Source organism: Rhizobium sp. AQ_MP, from assembly GCF_014237835.1.
Taxonomy (GTDB): Bacteria; Pseudomonadota; Alphaproteobacteria; order Rhizobiales; family Rhizobiaceae; genus Allorhizobium.
The window spans coordinates 47300-63515 of record NZ_JACJVI010000017.1 but is presented as its reverse complement, the minus strand read 5'-3'; the positions used below and the strand labels follow the sequence as shown (position 1 = coordinate 63515).

12 protein-coding genes are annotated in these 16216 nt (G+C 61.1%); 11 read left to right on the top strand and 1 reads right to left on the bottom strand.

The annotated features are described in order from the left end of the window. From kdpB to H6M51_RS20095, 10 genes are all read left to right on the top strand, one after another. A complete protein-coding gene (gene kdpB, locus H6M51_RS20140; protein ID WP_185811591.1) occupies positions 1–2037 on the top strand; it encodes a potassium-transporting ATPase subunit KdpB in 2037 nt (678 codons plus the stop codon). A 2-nt stretch (positions 2038–2039) separates the two neighbouring features. After that, positions 2040–2609, top strand: a complete 570-nt coding sequence (kdpC, locus tag H6M51_RS20135) for a potassium-transporting ATPase subunit KdpC (protein WP_185811590.1) — start codon at positions 2040–2042, stop codon at positions 2607–2609. 7 nt (positions 2610–2616) lie between these two features. After that, positions 2617–5304: a sensor histidine kinase KdpD gene (locus tag H6M51_RS20130; protein WP_185811589.1), complete on the top strand. Its 2688-nt coding sequence runs from the start codon at positions 2617–2619 to the stop codon at positions 5302–5304. Continuing rightward, positions 5301–5990 carry a response regulator gene (locus H6M51_RS20125; protein WP_185811588.1) on the top strand — a complete coding sequence of 230 codons (690 nt, stop codon included), beginning with the start codon at positions 5301–5303 and terminating at the stop codon, positions 5988–5990. The genes H6M51_RS20130 and H6M51_RS20125 overlap by 4 nt, the downstream gene beginning before the upstream one ends. Positions 5991–6613: 623 nt before the next feature. Next, the gene (locus H6M51_RS20120; protein ID WP_185811587.1) at positions 6614–7324 is read left to right on the top strand and encodes a response regulator; all 711 of its coding nucleotides are present in this window, start codon (positions 6614–6616) and stop codon (positions 7322–7324) included. Then, the gene (locus H6M51_RS24980; protein ID WP_185811586.1) at positions 7317–8687 is read left to right on the top strand and encodes an ATP-binding protein; all 1371 of its coding nucleotides are present in this window, start codon (positions 7317–7319) and stop codon (positions 8685–8687) included. The genes H6M51_RS20120 and H6M51_RS24980 overlap by 8 nt, the downstream gene beginning before the upstream one ends. 81 nt (positions 8688–8768) lie before the next feature. Beyond that, a complete protein-coding gene (locus H6M51_RS20110) occupies positions 8769–10448 on the top strand; it encodes an efflux RND transporter periplasmic adaptor subunit (protein WP_185811585.1) in 1680 nt (559 codons plus the stop codon). Between the two features lie 7 nt (positions 10449–10455). Next, on the top strand, positions 10456–13608 hold the full coding sequence (locus H6M51_RS20105; RefSeq protein ID WP_185811584.1) for an efflux RND transporter permease subunit: 3153 nt from the start codon (positions 10456–10458) through the stop codon (positions 13606–13608). Between the two features lie 19 nt (positions 13609–13627). Further along, positions 13628–14002 carry a hypothetical protein gene (locus tag H6M51_RS20100; RefSeq protein WP_185811583.1) on the top strand — a complete coding sequence of 125 codons (375 nt, stop codon included), beginning with the start codon at positions 13628–13630 and terminating at the stop codon, positions 14000–14002. Positions 14003–14156: 154 nt separating this feature from the next. Continuing rightward, positions 14157–14603: a DUF411 domain-containing protein gene (locus tag H6M51_RS20095; RefSeq protein ID WP_185811582.1), complete on the top strand. Its 447-nt coding sequence runs from the start codon at positions 14157–14159 to the stop codon at positions 14601–14603. Between the two features lie 22 nt (positions 14604–14625). On the opposite strand, the gene H6M51_RS20090 is transcribed toward H6M51_RS20095, so the two are convergent. Next, positions 14626–15030 carry a MerR family transcriptional regulator gene (locus H6M51_RS20090; RefSeq protein WP_185811581.1) on the bottom strand — a complete coding sequence of 135 codons (405 nt, stop codon included), beginning with the start codon at positions 15028–15030 and terminating at the stop codon, positions 14626–14628. A 53-nt stretch (positions 15031–15083) separates the two neighbouring features. Here H6M51_RS20090 and H6M51_RS20085 point away from each other — a divergent pair, with 53 nt between their 5' ends. Then, positions 15084–15872, top strand: coding sequence for a MauE/DoxX family redox-associated membrane protein (locus H6M51_RS20085; protein WP_185811580.1), 789 nt, complete (start codon positions 15084–15086; stop codon positions 15870–15872). Positions 15873–16216 lie beyond the last annotated feature (344 nt).

Sequence of the window (16216 nt, the reverse complement as noted above, 5' to 3'; positions counted from 1 at the left end):
ATGTCAAAAGACCACAAGGCTCCCGGTCTTCTCGACCCTGCAATCCTGTTTCCGGCGATGCGCGATGCCGTCGTGAAGCTCGATCCGCGAAAGCTCCTCCGCAACCCGGTCATCTTCGTGACCGAGATCGTCGCCATCGTCGTGACGATCCTCTTCATCCGCGACCTCGCCCAAGATCCGGGCAAGGCCGGCTTCTCCGGCCAGATCGCCGCCTGGCTCTGGTTCACCGTACTTTTCGCCACCTTCGCTGAAGCCGTGGCCGAGGGTAGGGGCCGCGCTCAGGCCGACAGCCTGAAAAAGACCAAGTCGGAACTCGTCGCCCGCCGGCTCGGAGCCAGCGGGAAGACGGAAACCATTCCTGCCTCCAGCCTCAAAGTCGGCGATATCGTTCTCGTCGCAGCCGGCGAGCTGATCCCCGGCGATGGCGAAGTGATCGAGGGCGTCGCCTCGGTCAATGAAAGCGCCATCACCGGCGAATCCGCCCCTGTCATCCGCGAGTCCGGTGGAGACCGTTCGGCGGTCACCGGCGGCACGCAGGTTCTCTCCGACGAAATCAAGATCAGGATCACCGTCCAGCCGGGCTCGTCCTTCGTCGACCGGATGATCGCACTGATCGAAGGCGCCCAGCGCCAGAAGACGCCGAACGAGATCGCGCTGTCGATCCTGCTCTCGGGCCTGACTCTGATCTTCTTGCTTGTCTGCGTCGCGATCTGGGGCCTGGCCGGCTATTCCGGCACGGTGCTTTCGGTGACGGTGCTGGCAGCGCTGCTCGTCACCCTGATCCCAACCACGATCGGCGGCCTGCTCTCGGCCATCGGCATAGCCGGCATGGACCGCCTGGTCCGCTTCAACGTGATCGCCACCTCCGGCCGCGCGGTGGAGGCTGCGGGCGACGTCGACACGCTGCTTCTCGACAAGACGGGCACGATCACCTTCGGCAACCGCATGGCCAGCGACTTTCTGGCCGCCCCGGGCGTCACCCCGGCGGAACTGGCCGAAGCTGCTCTCATCGCCTCGCTCTCTGACGAAACGCCCGAGGGACGCTCCGTCATGGCGCTGGCGACAGGCGAGTTCGGCGTGCCGATGCCGAAGGCCGAGTTCGATGCCGTCATCGGCTTCACCGCCGAAACCCGCCTTTCCGGCGTCGACATCGGTTCGCGCCGCCTGCGCAAAGGCGCCGTCGATGCGGTGCTGAAGTTCGCCGGTCTCACCGATCAGGATGCGCCGGCCGAATTCCGCCGCGCTGTCGATCAGGTGGCCCGCACCGGCGGCACGCCGCTCGGCGTTGCCGATGGCAACCGGCTGCTCGGCGTCATCCACCTCAAGGACGTGGTCAAACCCGGTATCAAGGAACGTTTCGCGGCGCTGCGTGCCATGGGCATCCGCACGGTCATGGTCACAGGTGACAACCCGGTCACGGCCGCGGCAATCGCCTCGGAAGCCGGCGTCGATGACTTCCTCGCCCAGGCAACGCCTGAAGACAAGCTCGCCTATATCCGCAGGGAACAGCAGGGCGGCCGCCTGATCGCCATGTGCGGCGACGGCACCAATGATGCGCCGGCCCTTGCCCAGGCCGATGTTGGGGTCGCGATGCAAACCGGCACCCAGGCAGCTCGCGAGGCCGCCAATATGGTCGACCTCGATTCAAGCCCGACCAAGCTCATCGAGATCGTCGAGATCGGCAAGCAGCTCCTGATGACGCGCGGCTCGCTGACGACGTTCTCGATCGCCAATGACGTGGCCAAATACTTCGCCATCATCCCGGCGCTGTTCGTCGCCACCTATCCGGCGCTCGAAGCCCTCAACATCATGGGGCTGACGTCACCGCAGTCGGCCATCCTCTCGGCCGTCATCTTCAACGCGCTGATCATCGTGGCGCTCATCCCGCTCGCGCTGAAAGGTGTTGCCTACCGTCCATCGGGTGCTGCGGCACTCCTGCGCCGCAACCTGCTGGTCTACGGCGTCGGCGGCCTGATCCTTCCCTTTGCAGGCATCAAGCTCATCGACATCGCCGTCAGCGCTCTTCATCTGGTGTAACCATGCTCAACCATCTCAGACCCGCACTCACCCTCGTTGTCGCCATGACCGCACTCACCGGTCTCGCCTATCCGTTCGCAATCAACGGCGTCGCTCAGGCTGTCATGCCGGCCCAAGCCAACGGCAGTCTGATAGAACGCGACGGCAAGGTCATCGGCTCAAGCCTGATCGGCCAGAATTTCGCCTCCGACCGGTATTTCTGGCCGCGCCCCTCGGCGACGGGGCCAGACCCCTATAACGCGGCAGCCTCGTCGGGCTCCAACCTCGGCACGACCTCGGCCAAGCTGAAGGAGCGCGTGGCGGCCGATGTCGCACGGCTGACGGCAACCGGCATCGTGCAGCCGGTACCGGGCGATGCCGTCACCACCTCGGGCTCCGGCCTCGACCCGCATATTTCGCCCGCCTTCGCCGAGGTACAGGTGACGCGCGTGGCGCAGGCGAGGGGGCTCCAACCCGCAGCCGTTGCAAGCCTCGTCGAGCAGACGATCGAAAAACCCGACTTCGGCGTTATCGGCGAAGCAAGGGTCAATGTGCTAGAGCTCAACCTGGCCCTCGATGCCCTGAACAGATGAGAAGTTGATGGCGGACGACGACCGCAGGGACGAACGACGTCCCGATCCCGATGCCCTGCTTGCCCTGGCGGAGAAAGACCGCCGGGGCAAGTTTACCGTTTTTCTGGGAGCCGCCCCCGGCGTCGGCAAGACCTATGCGATGCTGTCGCGCGCCCGACGCCTCAAGGCTGACGGCATCGACGTCGTCATCGGGCTGGTCGAGACCCACGGTCGCGGCGAAACCGCAGCCCTGCTCGACGACCTCGAAATCCTGCCGCGCCGCAGGGTGGCTCATCGCGGCCGGATGCTCGAGGAGTTCGACCTCGATGCGGCGCTTCAACGGCGTCCCCGGATCGTCATCGTCGACGAGCTCGCCCATTCCAACCCTGAAGACAGCCGCCATCCGAAGCGCCACCAGGACATCGAGGAGCTTATCGCAGCCGGGATCGATGTCTGGACGGCGCTCAACATCCAGCACCTCGAAAGTCTGGCCGATCTCGTCGCCCAGATCACCGGTGTCACCGTGCGCGAACGGGTGCCCGACATCGTCCTCAAGCGCGCAGACGAGGTGCTGCTCGTCGACCTTGCGCCCTCGGAGCTCATCGAGCGCCTGAAGGAGGGCAAGGTCTATCTGCCCGAAAGCGCCAACCGCGCAGTCGACCGCTTCTTCCGCCTCGGCAATCTGACGGCGCTGCGCGAACTGGCACTGCGCCGCACCGCCGACCGCGTCGATGATCAGATGGTCGATTATCTCAAGCAGAATGCCATCGATGGTCCCTGGGCCACGGGTGAGCGCCTGCTGGTCTGCGTCGGCTCCGATCCGCTGTCGGAAAAGGTCGTCCGCGTTGCAAGCCGGCTCGCCTCGGGGCTCAACGCCCCCTGGCTGGTCGTCTCGATCGAGCGTGCCGACCGGGAAGTCGAGACGCCGGAACGCCTGCAGCGCATAGAGACGCTGTTTCGGCTCGCCGAACAGCTGGGCGCCGAAACACGCCGCGTCATCGGCAATGATTTCGTTGAGGAGATCCTGAAGCTTGCCCGGCGCGAGCATGCGACCCAGATCGTCATCGGCACGCGCAAGCGCAGCCGCTGGCAGAGACATGTCACACGCTCGCTGCCGGATGCCCTGTCTCGTCGTGCCTCGGGCCTTGGTGTGCACATCGTCACGCCCGACACCTCGACCGAGGAGATGCGACGCCCCGCCTTTCGCATGCCCAGAGCGACGGCCTTGCGCCAGTCCGCGCTTTCGGCCTTCGGCTTCGTGGCGATCACGGCCATGATCGGCAAGGGCATTGATGTGTTCGTCGAACTGCCGAACATCTCGCTGCTGTTCCTGCTTGCGGTTTTAGGAGCCTCCGTCGTCGGCGGCTATATGGCCGCCTTCCTGGCCGCTGCAATGTCGGCGCTGGCTTACAATTTCTTCTTCATCGATCCGATCCATACTTTCACGATTGCCGCGCCCCACGAGGTTTTCGCGCTGTTGATCTTCTTCGCGGTGGCCCTGATTGCCGGGGGCTTCGCCTCACGCATTCGGGAACAGGCGGAGATTGCGCGGGTACGGGCGACGGCCCTCCAGTCGCTCTATGATTTCTCCCGCAAGCTCGCGAGCACGGCGAGAGGCGAGGATGCGATCTGGCTCGCCGTTTCGCAATTGCAGGCGAGCCTCAAGCGCAAGGTCGTGCTGCTGGTTCCGCGCAAAGGCGATCTCAGCGTGGCCGCCGCCTGGCCGCCGGACACCGAACTCGACGTCACGGACTTGACGGCCGCCCGCTGGACGCATGACAAGCGAGAACCCGCCGGCCATGGCACAGGCACCCTGCCGAACAGCCGCTTCGAGTTCCGGCCCTTGCTCGGGCCGCACGGCATTGTCGGGGTCTGCGGCATTCAGCATGCCGGAGAGAGGCTCGACCAGAACGCCGAGCGCTCGCTCACCGCCATCCTCGATCAGACGGCGATTGCGCTCGACCGCGCGCGCCTTGCCGATGAAACCGTCGAGCAGGCCGCAAGGCTGGAAGGAGAGCGTTACCGCGAAGCGCTGCTCGCTTCGATCTCGCATGATCTGCGCACCCCTCTCGCCACCATCACCGGTGCCGTCACCGGTCTTCGCCAGCTCGGCGAGCGCATGACCCCTGAGAACCGCGACGACCTCCTCCAGTCGATCGAGGAAGAAAGCAGCCGCATGAGCCGCTTCGTCGCCAATCTGCTCGACATGACCCGGATAGAAGCCGGCACGCTGCAGCCCAAGCAGGATTGGGTGGATGTCGCCGACGTCGTGCAGTCGGCAGTCGAGCGCACCCGCAAACACGCGGCCGGTCGCATCATCGAAACCGGCGTTGCTGCCGATCTGCCGCTGATCCGGGGCGACAGCGTGCTCATCGGCCAGGTGCTGTTCAACCTCCTGGACAATGCCGTGAAATACGGCGGCGAAGAGCCGGTCAACGTCTATGCCCGCCGAGACGGCAAGGATGTGCTGATTTCCGTCACCGACCTCGGCAAGGGCATTCCGCCGGAGGATCTGGACCGGATCTTCGAAAAATTCTATCGCAGGGGCAAGCCGGACGGTCGCGCACCGGGCACCGGACTTGGCCTTTCCATTGCCCGCGGCTTCGTCGAGGCCATGGGTGGGCGGATCCATGCGGAAAGCCCGGCGCTCAAGAAGCGGGGCACGCGCATCGTCATGCGGTTTCCCGGAAGTGAAGAGAGGGACCAGATCAAGTGAACCAGTCCCGTATCCTGGTCGTCGATGACGAACCGCAGATCCAGCGCTTTCTGAAGCCATCGTTGTCCGCTGCCGGTTACGAAGTCGTCGAAGCGGCCACTGGTGCCGAGGCGCTGAAGGCCGTTGCCACCCAGGCGCCCGATCTCGTCATCCTCGATCTCGGCCTGCCGGACATGGACGGCAAGGAAGTGATCGCCAGCCTGCGCGGCTGGTCGGACATTCCGATCGTCATTCTCTCGGCCAGGGATCGTGAGAGCGAGAAGATCGCGGCACTCGATCTGGGCGCTGACGATTATATCGAGAAGCCATTCGGGATCGGCGAACTGACCGCCCGCATCCGGACAGCACTGAGACATCGAGGTCGCAGAGACGCCATCCCGACCATCATGGAAATCGATGGCCTGACGATCGATCCTGTCAAACGCCTCGTCTCGCGCGGCAGTGAGGCCCTTCATCTCACGCCCAAGGAATACGACCTGCTCCTGCTGCTCGCCCGCCATGCCGGCCGGGTCGTCACACACCGCACATTGCTGACATCCATCTGGGGCCCCGCCCATGGCGACGATCTGCATTACCTGCGCGTTTTCATCGGCCAGCTGCGCCAGAAGATCGAACGAGACCCGACCCAGCCCCGGATCGTACGGACGGAACCAAGTGTAGGATATCGGATGGCCGAGCAGGATTGAGGTCTGCTGCACGGTAGTCCCGCAACTCGAATACGAGTGTCCGTTCCTGTTGCGTCGCTTGATCGCAGGTACGTTCCCTTCAACTTGCCTGGCACGGACGCTAGTTGCTGATCCTTAGACAAGTTTCATAGGGCCGATTAAGGGCCTCCATCGGCACCATTTGCGGTACGAGGCGCTCACTAAGTATTTGAAATTTAATACTGATAAAAAGTTGGCTGGGGAACCTGGATTCTCACATGATTTCAAAGGCTTAACAAAATCGCCTTTGATTTTCCTATGTTTTCCTGCCGCGAGCGACCGTGGATGCCATCTTTGTGCCCTGGCTTTGGGCCGACGTCAACATAGCGGGAGAGCGGCAATTATTTCCGCTCGGCAGCGCTAAGTCAGAGGTGAGGCTGACACTCAAGCAGCAGTGAAGCGCCCTCATTGCAGGCGTCGAATTTCAGAACAACAGCCCAGAGGAAACCGTTCACCCCATCATGCTCAAAGGCTAAATGTGTCGGTCTTCCTGTGTAGGCTATTGCTGGTGAAACAATCTGTTACCTTCTCGACACAAACTGCAGCCCATCCCTCTGCTACATCAGGAAGGCTGCGCGTTGAACGGACTTGCGGAGAGAACACAATTGGATGCTTCAGCCGAAATCCTGATCGTTGACGATGACGGCCAGATCCTGATCCTGGTCGCCAAGTTTCTTCGGGCAAACGGCTTTCGTGTTCACACGGCGCGAAACGGCGTGGAGATGGCCGAGACCCTAAAGCGCTTGTCGGTGGATCTCATCGTCCTTGATCTGATGCTCCCGGGGAAGAACGGGCTGGAGATCTGTCGCGAACTACGCCGCACGTCCTCTGTCCCGATCATCATGCTGACGGCCAAGGGCGACGAAACGGATCGCATCATCGGTCTTGAAGTTGGCGCTGACGACTATCTTCCGAAACCCTTCAATCCTCGCGAATTACTGGCACGCATCGGTGCGGTGCTGCGGCGTACCCGTGGGGTTGGAAGCCCAGCGGTGGAACGTGGCGGCCGGACCTTCACCTTTGCCGGATGGTCGCTCGACACGATGAAGCGTGAATTGACCGCACCGACCGGCGTTGTCGTGGATTTATCAACGGGGGAATATGACTTGCTGCTTGCTTTCCTGGAAGCGCCGCAACGCGTGCTCAGCCGTGAATTCCTCTTGGATGCGGCCCGCAATCGCGCAATCGAAGGTTATGATCGGTCGATCGATGTCCAGGTCAGCCGTCTGCGTCGCAAGCTCGACGGGCGTGAAGATCTGATCAAAACGGTGCGCGGCGCGGGCTATCTCTTTGCGACGGATGTCATCCGTGCCTGATGCTCGTTCCGAAATACGGTTGCAAGGCTGGTGGCGGTCGATCGACAGCCTGAGACTGCGAACGGCGCTTGTTGTCCTTTTTGGCATCTCTCTCGTCCATTTCGGCAGCCTGTTCACCTACCACCAGAGCCTGGAGCAGGAACTAGACCTAGCAAACGAAGTCCGGCTTGCAGACCAGCTTCTCACCATCAAGCGGTCCGTCATGCGTGCGCCCCTCGAAGAGCGCGAGGATGTCGCGCATGACTTTTCCGGCGGATCGATCGACGCCCATTGGGGTTCAACACCCTACGCGGTTCCGGGCGGGACTGGTGCCGAGAACTGGGAGCCACTTCGCGTCAATCTTCGGGCTCTCGCTCCCGAGATTGCTGAAGACGGTCTCATCATCGGGCCGGCTAATCAGGCGAGGGACGATCCGCATCTGGCGGTCGTTTCCATCAAGCTACCCGATGCGTCCTGGATCAATGTCAATCTTGTCTCCTGGGACCGCAGGGCGCCGCCTCCCGGGGGAATGCTGGTTTCGACGACGCTAATGGCTCTTGGGGCGATCGTCGTATCCATGCTGCTGGTCCGTTGGTTCACCCGTCCGCTGACAGCGGTAGCTGGTGCTGCCAAGGATTTCTATCGAGGCAAGACTGTCGTGCCCGTAGCGGAAACGGGTCCGCGAGAGGTGGTCGAACTTGCCGCCGCCTTCAACGACATGCAAAGGCGTATCGAGCGATTGATCGAAGACCGAACGCAGGCTCTGGCTGCAGTCTCGCATGATTTGAAGACTCCGATAACGAGGTTGCGCTTCAGAGCGGAGGATCTGGCTGACGGCGCGGTTCGTGATGCAATGGTCGAAGACCTGACCGAGATGGAGCGGATGCTCGATCAGACGCTGTCTTTCCTGCGCGGTGACCGCAGCGAAGAGGAAGTGAAGCCGATCGACATCGTCGCGATCCTTGGAACTCTCGTCGATGATGCGGTGGATCGTGGCGCATCCGTCGATCTCTCCGGCGCCACTCATGCAATTATCATGGGCCGTCGGCTGGCGCTGAAGCGAGCCTTTTCAAATCTCATCGACAACGCACTTAAATATGGCGAGAGGGCGCGGGTCGAGGTCATCGATCGGCAGTCCGACGTTGTCGTCGCAATCAGTGATGAAGGCCCCGGCATCGCTTCCGAGGATATCGAACGAGCCCTTTCGCCCTTCGTTCGGCTTGAGCCGTCCAGAAATCTTGAAACAGGCGGTTTCGGGCTTGGACTCCCGATTGCCCAGGCGATCATTGACGGACATTCCGGTGCGCTTCGCCTGGAGAATGGCCAAATGGGAGGGCTGGTCGTCAGTGTCATCCTCCCGAAGGACGCGCCAAAACCATCCTGAAACATTCTGTAACAATCGGGACATCGACGGACAAAGAGGCGCAGCTACACCGGAGCAAATCAACTTTTGCTCCGGGTTACGATGGTCGATCGATTCGCCTCTGTTCTTGCTGGAATCTGCCTTTCTGTCATAGGACTTGCTGCATCCTCTGCAGCGGCCCATGAGGGACATGATCATGGCGCGCCGCCCCCGCCTGTCTCCACCACGATCGCGCCGCGCGCCGACGCATCGACGGTCGATCTTGAGCTGGTGGCTGTGGCACGCGGAGAGCGGCTGGAAATTTTCCTCGACAGCTTCAAGGGGAATGAACCGGTTGATGGCGCGATGCTTGAAATCGACGGTCCTTCAGGAACGCTGACGGCAGAAGCTGCGGGCGAGGGGACCTACGTGGCAAATGCACCATGGCTGACAAAGCCTGGTTCATACGATCTTGCCATTACCGTGATGGCCGGAGACCTCTTCGACGTACTGACAGTTACCTTGGTGATCCCGGAGATGGCCACCACTGCTGCTCCAGTGGCTGCCGCTGATGGTTTCCTAATCAGTTCGGCGTTTGCGCAGGAAGTGGGCACACGACTGCAGCGACAGGACATGACATTGTGGGCTGTCGGTGGTGGCGGTGTCGTGGTCGGGCTTCTCCTTGCTGCACTCTTCCGCCGCCGTAAGCCCGCCGGATCTATCGCTGCAATCACCGCAGCTCTGGTCTTGGCCGGAGCTCCACAGTCTGAGGCCGCCGGTCCTGCAGCACCCACAGCGCAAGCAGCCGAACGGGATGTCGCCCAGCGGTTTGCCGATGGGTCGATCTTCGTTCCGAAGACAACGCAGCGCATCCTCGCCATCAGGACCATCTTCACCGAGCAGGCAACTCATGCGGGGACGGTTGAACTTCCGGCCCGCATCATCCCAGACCCCACGACTTCGGGCTATGTCCAGGCCTCTGTGTCGGGAAGGCTTCTGCCGCCACCCGGCGGCTTCCCGCAGCTTGGTGCGCGGGTGTCCGCCGGGGACGTCTTGGCCCTCGTGCAGCCCTCTGTCGGGGCCGCAGATCTGACGAGCCAGCAGCAGCAGGCCCGTGAGCTCGATCAGGAAATCATGCTGGTCGAACGCAAGCTGCAGCGTTTCGAGCGGCTGCAGTCAGTGGTAGCCCGTGCCGAGATCGAGGATGCGACACTGGAACTCCAGGGCCTGAAGGCCCGGCGTGCCAACCTTGAACAGGCGCCGACGGCGGCTGAAGAGCTGACCGCCCCCGTATCGGGTGTCATCGCTGCGGCCCAGGCCGTTGCCGGTCAGATTGCCGAGCCCAATACCGTGATCTTCCAAATCATCGACCCCCGCCGTTACTGGGTAGAAGCACTGAGCTTCGACGCGCATTCCGTGACCGGAGCCGCGCGCGGCAAGTTCATGGATGGCAGAACCGCCTCTCTCTCCTATCGGGGTAGCGGGCTTGCCGATCGCAATCAGGCGATTCCGATCCATTTCAGCGTCGAGGGCCAGGCAGAAGGTATCCGTGCCGGGCAGTTGCTGACCGTTCTGTCATCGACCACTGACGAGCGCACGGGCATTGCCGTGCCACGCACCAGTGTTCTGCGTGCTTCCAACGGGCAATCACTTGTCTATGAACACACCAATGCGGAACGTTTCGTCCCGAGGGAAGTCCGTACCGAGCCGCTGGATGGTGACCGTCTTCTCATCGTCTCCGGGATCGAGGCCGGAAAGCGCATCGTCACACAGGGTGCCGAACTCCTGAACCAGATCCGCTGAGGCTCCGATGTTCAACTTTCTCGTTACCCAGTCCCTACGGAACCGCCTGTTCGTCTTGGCGATTGCCGCAGTCCTCATGATCTACGGGGCGTTTACGGTCACGAGGCTGCCCGTTGACGTCTTCCCCGATCTCAACCGACCGACCGTCACCATCATGACGGAGGCAGAGGGGTTGGCACCGGAAGAAGTCGAACAGCTCGTCACCTATCCGCTCGAATCCCAGATGAACGGCCTTCCCGGTGTGAGCCGTGTCCGCTCGACTTCGGGCGTCGGTCTCTCGATTATCTATGTCGAATTCGACTGGGACACGGATATCTATCGCAACCGCCAGCAGATCGCCGAGAGGCTATCGCTTGTGCAGCCGCAATTGCCCGCCAATGTCGTGCCGCAGATGGGACCGATCAATTCGATCATGGGGCAGGTCATGCTGATTGCCGTGACCGGGCCGGACAATGTCTCGGCCATGGAGTTGCGCGAGCTCGCTGACTTCACCGTCCGACCGCGAATTCTGAGCATTCCGGGTGTGGCCCAGGTCATTCCGATCGGGGGCGAGGTTCGCCAGTATCGCGTTTCTCCGAACTCTGCCGCCATGCGTTCACTTGGCGTGTCCTTCGAACAGATCGAACAGGCTTTGGCGCAGTTCGGCTCGAACACCGGTGGCGGCTTCACCGACCAGTACAGCCGCGAGTTCCTGATCCGAAATGTCGGCCGCACGCAAAATATCGAAGATCTCGCAAACGTCGTCGTGGCTAGCGTCGACGGCCAGCCTGTCCTTTTGAGGCAGGTCGCCGAAGTCGGTTTCGCGCCGCGCCTGAAACGTGGAGACGCCGGTTATCAGGGTCAGTCTGCGGTGATCGTCTCGGTAGAAAAGCAACCTGATGTCGACACTGTCAAATTGACTCGCGAGGTCGAGACCGCCCTCAGCGAAATCAGTGCAACATTGCCTGCAGGCGTGAAAGCCGATCAGGTTCTTTTCCGGCAGGCCAATTTCATCGAAACCTCAATCGGCAACGTGCAGAAGGTGTTAGGCGAGGCAATCGTCGTCGTTGCCATCATCCTATTCGTCTTCCTCCTGAACACCCGGACGACGGCGATCTCGCTGACGGCTATTCCGGTTTCCATTCTGGTGACCGCTATCGTCTTTCACCTGCTCGGGTTGTCGATCAATACGATGACGCTTGGCGGGTTGGCGATCGCCATCGGCGAATTGGTTGATGATGCCGTCGTTGACGTGGAAAACATCTTCCGGCGGCTGCGGGAGAACCGGGAAAAGGGCAACCCGCGATCAGTCTTCGATGTCGTCGTCTCGGCAAGTCAGGAAGTCCGCTCGGGCATCGTCTACGCAACGATGATCATTGTTCTGGTCTTCGTGCCTTTGTTTGCCCTGTCGGGGATCGAGGGACGGCTCTTTGCGCCGCTTGGTCAGGCCTACATCATCTCAATCCTCGCTTCGCTCGTCGTCTCGATCACGCTGACCCCGGTCATGGCCTATTACATGCTGCCCGGCCTGAAACGTCTCGACGAGCATGAGGGCGTGGTCGTGCGGGTCCTGAAACGGGCAAACCGTCGGCTGCTCGACTGGTCATTCGGGCATCCGAAGATCCTGATGACCACCGTGCTCGCTGGCGTCGTGGCAGCGGTTCTGTTTGCCACCCAATTGCCGCGCTCCTTCCTGCCGCCCTTCAATGAAGGCACGCTGACGATCAGCATGCTCTTTAACCCCGGCATCTCGCTTGCCGAAAGCCATCGGGTCGGCCTGATCGCGGAGCGGTTGATTATGGAAGTGCCCGAGGTCGAGCAGGTGGGCCGTCGCACGGGACGCGCCGAGCTAGACGAACATGCAGAGGGCGTCCACTCGTCCGAAATCGAAGTGGCTCTGACTGCGGACGGTCGGTCCAAGGACGAGATCATTGCCGATATCCGCTCGCGGCTTTCTGTCCTGCCTGTCGCCACCAATGTCGGCCAGCCGATCTCGCATCGCCTCGATCATATGCTGTCGGGCGTGCGAGCGCAGATCGCACTCAAGATCTTCGGTGAGGATCTCGACAGCATCCGCGGTTTTGCCGAGGAGTTTCGTGGCAAGCTGGCGGAGATCCCGGGGATTGTTGATCTGCAAGTCGAAAAGCAGGTCCGCATCCCGCATCTCGAGGTCATCGTCGATTATCGCCGGGCTGCCCTTTACGGCATCCAGCCGGCGGCCGTCACCGAGCAGCTTGAGCGCCTGTCGAACGGGACGATCGTGTCCCGTATCGTCGACGGCAACAAGCGGTTCGACGTCGTGCTGCGTCTCGAGGACGAGACCCGCAGCACCAAGGGGCTCTCGGATCTCCTCATTGAAACGCCTGCAGGCTGGATCCCCGTCAGCCAGATAGCCGAAGTGCGCGAGACGGATGGTCCCAACCAGATCCTTCGTGAAAACGGCAAGCGTCGTGTGGTCGTTCTCGCCAATACGGATGGCGAAGCCGACATGGCAACGGTCATTGCCCAGATCCGCGAAGTGATCGCGAGCTCTTCTCTTCCGCCCGGCTTCTTCGTCAGCCTTGAAGGCACCTTCCAGGCGCAGGAGGAGTCGATGAGGACTATCGGTCTTCTCTCGATCATCTCGTTGGCGATGGTGTTTGCGATCCTTTATTCGCGTTATCGCTCGGTGCTCTTCGTCTCGATCATCATGGCGAGCGTGCCGCTTGCACTGATCGGCTCGGTGACTGCGCTCTGGATCGCGGGTCAGCCGCTTTCCGTCGCCTCGATGATCGGCTTTATCACGCTGACGGGCATTTCGACGCGCAACGGCATTCTGAAGATCAGCCATTACATTAACCTAGCGATTCAGGAAGATCTGCCGTTCGGCAAGGAACTTGTCGTGCGGGGCTCACTGGAACGTCTGACCCCAGTCCTGATGACGGCTCTGTCGGCTGGTGTTGCGCTTGTTCCGCTGATGATCGATGCGACCGCACCGGGCAAGGAAATCCTCCACCCGGTCGCGATCACGATCTTCGGTGGTCTCGTGACGTCGACCGTACTCGATACGCTTCTCACTCCTACCCTGTTTCTGCGCTACGGTCGGAAGCCTCTGGAGCGTCTCGTGGAGCAGGCTCGCAGTCAGGCGAGTGGTGCGCAACAATCCGCTGGAACGCCCAATCAAACAATCGAAGCCTTCTAAGTCCTACCAGGAGAACTCCATGCGCCGCAGTCTGCTTGCCCTATCCGTCGTCTTTGTCATGACAGCTCTGCCCGCCTATGCACACGCGCCACGCCCTGGGCCGAATGGCGGGCTGAAGGTTGACGCAGGCGCAAACCACCATGTCGAACTCGTGACGACAGGAACGACTGAAGTGACGATCTATTTGTTTGACGCAGCCGACCAGCCCGTCTCTGCGGCCGGACACACAGGCAATGCCATCCTTTTGATCGACGGCGCTGTTCGTCGGTTTGCGCTGTCTGCTGCTGATGGCAATCGCCTCACGGGAACTTCGCCCGTTCCGGTCAATCCGGGTGTCAAGGGTGCAATCCAGGTGATCACCCCGGACGGGACCACCGCGCAGGGGAAGTTCTAATCTTGGAAGCGCGAAAGGCGAGTGGCAGGATCGTTGACTTGCGGCAAAGATGTCACGCCATCGCCGTGCCAAGATCAGGTCATCAACTGTCGGGAGCCATGCCGGGCATCTCCTTCCAGTTTTGAGCGGCTTACCAAAGTTCGCAGGAGAGAGTATGAGACGCAGAGAATTTTTGGCTGTGGCCGCCACGATGGCTCTGACACCCGCCACGGGCTTTGCCGCAGTGCCATCGGTCATCCTGCACAAGGATCCCACTTGTGGCTGTTGCTTGTCATGGGGCGATGCCTTCACCAAAGTAGGCTTTTCAGTTCGCACTGTTGAAGAATCGGACATGGATCAGGTCAAGGAACGCCTCAAGGTGCCGCCGTCCGTTCGGGCCTGCCACACAGCGGAAGTAGAAGGCTACTTCCTTGAGGGCCACGTGCCGATCGATGCCGTGAGAAGGCTGCTCGATGAACGGCTGCCCCTGGTGGGGCTCGCAGTCGCAGGAATGCCATTGGGTTCGCTCGGCATGGGTGGTTCGCCGGAACCATACGACGTCGTCGCAATTCCGCGCGATGGCGGTGAGATGTATGTCTATCAGTCATTCAAGCCGGACTGACCGGAACTGCTGCTTTTGCAGGCTACAGTCCAAACGAATGGAGGATAGGGCAGGGGCCGCTTTTGCCTGAAGAGCATTCCGAAACCAGGCGTTTTAGCGCATCGCGGGTCCGATTGAGTTCGGCGATCCGCGTCTCCAGCGCGATCAGCCGCGCCTTTGCGGCCTCGCGTGCCCGCTCCCTGTCGTCTCCCGCATCGAGTTCGAGCAGTTCCCTTATCTCCTCCAGCGTAAATCCAGCCGTCTGAGCCTGGCGGATAAACTGCAGCCGCCTCAGATCCTCAGTTCCATAGCGCCTGCCACCCTCGAGGCGCTTGGGGGTCTTGAGGAGACCCTTGCGCTGGTAGAACCTGACGGTCTCCACGCCGACGCCACCGGTTGATGCAAATTTTCCAATTGTCATGTCCATGGGGTATTGACTCCGTACCATGGTACGGAACGTATGGTCTTGCCAACTGTTTCACAAGCCAAAGGAGACGTGAAATGTTGGATAGAGTGAACCCCTCGACTGCAGTGAAGAAAGCCGTCCTCTACCGGATGGTCACTGCAGAGCACACCTGCCCTTATGGCCTCAAAGCCAAGGACCTGCTGAAGCGGTCTGGATATGAGGTGGATGACCGCCACCTGACAACCCGCGCGCAAACCGATGTGTTCAAGGAAGAGCACGGTGTCAAGACGACACCGCAGGTGTTCATCGACGGTGCCCGTGTCGGCGGCTATGACGATCTGCGGCGCTACTTTGGAAAGCCTGTGGCCGATCCGAAGGCAACCACCTATCGCCCCGTTATCGTGCTGTTTGCGATGACTGCACTTATGGCAATGGGTGTCAGCTACGCTGTCTTCGGCACGCCCTTCACCGTCCGGGCCTTGGAGTGGTTCATCGCTTTCTCGATGGTGGTCCTGGCCATGCTCAAGCTTCAAAATGTCGAAACCTTCGCGACGATGTTCCTGAACTATGATCTGCTCGCGAAGCGGTGGGTGCCATACAGCTACATCTACCCCTACGCCGAAGGACTTGCAGGCGTTCTGATGGTGGCAGGCGTTGCGAACTGGCTGTCCGTTCCCGTGGCTCTGTTCATTGGTGGCATTGGCGCAGTTTCGGTCTTCAAGGCCGTTTATATCGACAAGCGTGAGCTGAAATGCGCCTGCGTCGGTGGATCGAGCAATGTACCGCTCGGATTCATCTCACTTACCGAGAACTTGATGATGATCGCGATGGCGGTCTGGATGGCATTGGCATCGCCAGGGTTGATGCTCGGTCATCAGATGTGACTCTGGTAGTAGTTTTGCAGGAAACGGAAGCCGGTGAAGGTGCCCCCGGCTTCTCTTGCGCGCCATGTTCTCGGATCACTCACCTGCAAATGGACGACATCCGCGAACCGCTGACGTTGGATCTGGCATGCGTGCTTAATCCCATGTTAGGTCCACCTCAGGTGTCCAATGACAATGACTAAGTGCGGACTGTCAGCTTCCGGTCCCCTTGCGGTCATCTCTCGTGGGTCCCCAGCGAATTTTGTGAGCTGCGTTTGAGCACGACGGATGCCCTGGCGAACAGCAGCCAGGATTACTCAAGTTGTTGAGAAGGCGTCGCTTTTTTCTGTGAGAAACAGTCGATG

Excerpts from the sequence above, each read along its gene's own strand:
- kdpC (WP_185811590.1), top strand. The coding sequence starts at position 2,040 with ATGCTCAACCATCTCAGACCCGCACTCACCCTCGTTGTCGCCATGACC.
- H6M51_RS20105 (WP_185811584.1), top strand. The coding sequence starts at position 10,456 with ATGTTCAACTTTCTCGTTACCCAGTCCCTACGGAACCGCCTGTTCGTC.
- H6M51_RS20130 (WP_185811589.1), top strand. The coding sequence starts at position 2,617 with ATGGCGGACGACGACCGCAGGGACGAACGACGTCCCGATCCCGATGCC.
- H6M51_RS20085 (WP_185811580.1), top strand. The coding sequence starts at position 15,084 with ATGTTGGATAGAGTGAACCCCTCGACTGCAGTGAAGAAAGCCGTCCTC.
- kdpB (WP_185811591.1), top strand. The coding sequence starts at position 1 with ATGTCAAAAGACCACAAGGCTCCCGGTCTTCTCGACCCTGCAATCCTG.
- H6M51_RS20095 (WP_185811582.1), top strand. The coding sequence starts at position 14,157 with ATGAGACGCAGAGAATTTTTGGCTGTGGCCGCCACGATGGCTCTGACA.
- H6M51_RS20110 (WP_185811585.1), top strand. The coding sequence starts at position 8,769 with ATGGTCGATCGATTCGCCTCTGTTCTTGCTGGAATCTGCCTTTCTGTC.
- H6M51_RS20090 (WP_185811581.1), bottom strand. The coding sequence starts at position 15,030 with ATGGTACGGAGTCAATACCCCATGGACATGACAATTGGAAAATTTGCA.
- H6M51_RS20100 (WP_185811583.1), top strand. The coding sequence starts at position 13,628 with ATGCGCCGCAGTCTGCTTGCCCTATCCGTCGTCTTTGTCATGACAGCT.